Raw genomic sequence first — 3,300 nt, 5'->3', positions numbered from 1 at the left:
CCTAGATTAGAAATGCTACTACACACTTTATAATCTGGAATAGTATTAGCTGAAGGCGGTGTTGGAAAAGCTCCAGTTCCATTCATAGCCGAACCTATCCATTGTAGTTCAAAACCACCTTCGCCACTAGGCCTGTCAATCGCAATATAGTAAAATTGTCCTGGTAGTACATCTAACCATCTCACGTAGCCTGTAGACCCTGGATTTCCTGGGCCTGGCCCAGATTGCGCTGTTAAAGTAGAGCCATCCATTCCAGTTATATTCGAACTCAAATTAGCACCATTAGGCGGCGGTAAAGGATTTACTGTGTTGCATCGTATTGGATTTCCTAGAGATGCTCCACAATTTTTATTTGGTCCAAAAACCCAAAAATCATAATCCACATTCAAGGCTGGGTCAGAAGGGATTAAATTGAAACCTAAAGTTCCAGCTTGCACAATATTAATTTTTATCCATAACGAATTGTGTTCATAACTACCACAACCTGCAATTTCTTGTATATTTCCATACCCAGAAGCATTTGAAACTAAATTTTCATTTCCACATATAACAATTGCATTAGTACAATCATTGGCAAAATTTTGAGCCTTTGTTGTAACTGAAATCAGTAGGATTGAAACAAACCAAATGATTTTTCCCATTATTTTTGTTTTAAAACCAATAGCTATCTTCAAAAAACTGAAAATAGCTATTCGATTTATTCTTTATTAGTGACTACTTTATTTTTTTACTATTAAAAATTCTGAGCGTCTATTTAAAGCATGTTCTTCTTCTGTGCATTGAGAACCACAAGCGACTTTTAGCTCCGAAATACCAAATCCTTTTCCAGAAATTCGATCAGAAGCGATTCCCTTCGAAATAACATATTGAACAGTGGCTTGCGCTCTTTGCTCAGAAAGTTTTAAATTATAATCTGCCTTTCCTTTTGAGTCTGTGTGCGATTTAATATAAATTACAAAAGTAGGATTTTCATTCATAACTTTTACCAATTTATCAAGTTCAATTGATCCTTGAGCGGTAATATTACTTTTATTAAATTCAAAATACACTACATTTAGCAAAACTTCTTTATCTGTTATTACTACTTCTAAAGGTTTAAGTTTTACAAAAACAGACTCCGCTGAACTTGAAATTCCTGCAACTGGATAGGAAACTGTTTCATGATTTTGAGAAGTAACCGTTATATTAAATTCCGTATAACATTGAACTTCAAATGTTACATTTCCATTTTTGTCTGTTGCTTTAGAAGTAATACTATTTCCGTTTTTGTCAAATAACGACACGAGTGCATTTTCTATTGTTATTCCTGTTTTTATATCTGAAACTACTATACTTAAATCTGATTTACAAATAGGAATTGCGCTATAAATTGCATCCGAATTACTTCTATTTGATGTAAAATAACCTGTATTAAATTTAGTATTAAAAGAAAAAGAAAAATCATCCTTTTCAGAATTCACAGGTTTTCCAACATTTAATGCTTCATCCAATAATGATAAATCTATCTTATAAATATCTAAACCGCCAAAGCCTTGTCTTCCTGAGGCTGAAAAATATAAAATATTATTTTCTGTAATAAAAGGAAAACTTTCTTTTTCGGAAGAATTGATTTTTGGTCCTAAATTTTCTGGTTTACTATAGGTATTATTAGCTATTTGAACTTTCCAAATGTCAGTGTCGCCATATCCTCCTGGCATATTTGAAGCAAAATATAATGTTTTGCCATCTTTACTCAAACTGGGATTGGTAACCGTATAGTTTTGACTATTAAAAGGAAGTGCCTCAATATTCATCCATTTTCCGTCCATTTTTGTTGCTTTATACAGTCCTTGTTGCGCAACTTTTACTTTTGCACTCTTATTTTTTTCAAATTGACCCATACTTAAACCATCTCTAGATAAAATCATGGTATTCCCATCGTTACTCAATGAAAGTGGGCCATCATGGTAAATTGTGTTTAATTCCGAAACGGCAACTGGCTTTGAAAAAAAACCGTCTTCATTGCGAATTGCTTTGTAGATGTCTAAATAAGGTTGTGCCGTTCTACTATCTAATTTAGAAGATCCGTTGCTATTGCTTGTAAAATATAATTCATTTGTATCTGTTAAAATCGCACCAAAATCTGAGATACCTTCAGTATAAAAAATAGGATTTTCTACTTCAAATAGTTTTGTTTTATTTTCTAAACCTTTGATATAATTAGGATTTTTTATGTGTTGAATTGCTCTAGAATCGCTAGGCTTCATTTGACAAAAAAGCTCCATTTGTTTATTGGCTTCAATATAATTACCTTGAATTTTTAATGTTTGTGCATATTTGTAATATACCTCTGCATCTACTTTTGAAGTTGCGATTGCTTTTGCATACCATTTTGATGCTTCTTGATTATTAAAAACATAGTAATAACAATCTGCTAATTGCGAATAAATATAGGCGTTTGCGTGTTTTCCTTCGGCAAGTTTTTTATATTCAGTGATTGCATTTACATATTGATAGGTATCAAAAAACAGATCTGCTTTTTCAGTTGTTTTATTTTGAGCTGATATGAAATTAGCATTCATTAAGATAATGCTCAATAAAATTAATATTTTTTTCATTTTTTATATTTTAATGGTTGAAATTATATCTAAATAAACAAGAATTGTACTATAATAATACCTCTTAAAAAAATCGAGGCGAAATAGATACTTTCTTGTATAAATTTAGATCAAATAACAGCATAATTTCGTGTGATGATGGTGCTACTGCTCTTAGATCAGAAATAATGCTATCATAAGCATATCCAATTCTTAAATTTGGAGTTACTGCAAAATTCACCATTGCACCAAAGGAGTCTTCTAATCTATAAGTTGCTCCTATTTCAAATTTATCATACAACAATACATTTCCAGAAAAATCTGCAGAAACAGGAACATTTAGTGCCGATTTTAGCATAAATGAAGGTTTAAGTTTAACAAATTCGTTGTATTGAAAAACATATCCTCCCGTAATAAAATAATGTTTGGTTTCACTACCAAAATTATAAAAATCGCCATCACGAGATAAGCTCAAGTGTTTTGTTTGTAAAAAATTTGGTACCGAAACTCCTACATAATAATTTTCAGAATGGTAAAAAAACCCTGCTCCAAAGTTAAAATACACATTACTTGTGTTTTCGCTAAAAGCTAAATCATTTGGATTTTGAACAAAACCATTTCCAATATTAGAAAACAAGCCTACTTGTTGAAAAGTTGTTCCTGTTTTTAAACCAAATAGTAATTTGTTGTCATTACCTAAATTCAGTTTGTACGAGAAGTCTGC

2 protein-coding genes and 1 pseudogene are annotated in these 3,300 nt (G+C 31.4%); all 3 read right to left on the bottom strand.

What is annotated here, in order from left to right:
• A pseudogene (locus tag ACIQZC_RS10210) lies at nt 1-641 on the bottom strand (hypothetical protein); the annotation flags it as partial.
• Between the two features lie 78 nt (nt 642-719).
• On the bottom strand, nt 720-2,597 hold the full coding sequence (locus ACIQZC_RS10205) for an OmpA family protein (RefSeq protein ID WP_396139119.1): 1,878 nt from the start codon (nt 2,595-2,597) through the stop codon (nt 720-722).
• A gap of 64 nt (nt 2,598-2,661) precedes the next feature.
• The coding region (locus ACIQZC_RS10200) for a type IX secretion system membrane protein PorP/SprF (protein ID WP_396139118.1) at nt 2,662-3,300 on the bottom strand (639 nt) is incomplete at its 5' end.

This window comes from Flavobacterium sp. (assembly GCF_044338735.1).
Classification (GTDB): domain Bacteria; phylum Bacteroidota; class Bacteroidia; order Flavobacteriales; family Flavobacteriaceae; genus Flavobacterium.
This window is presented reverse-complemented; position numbering and strand designations above follow the sequence as displayed.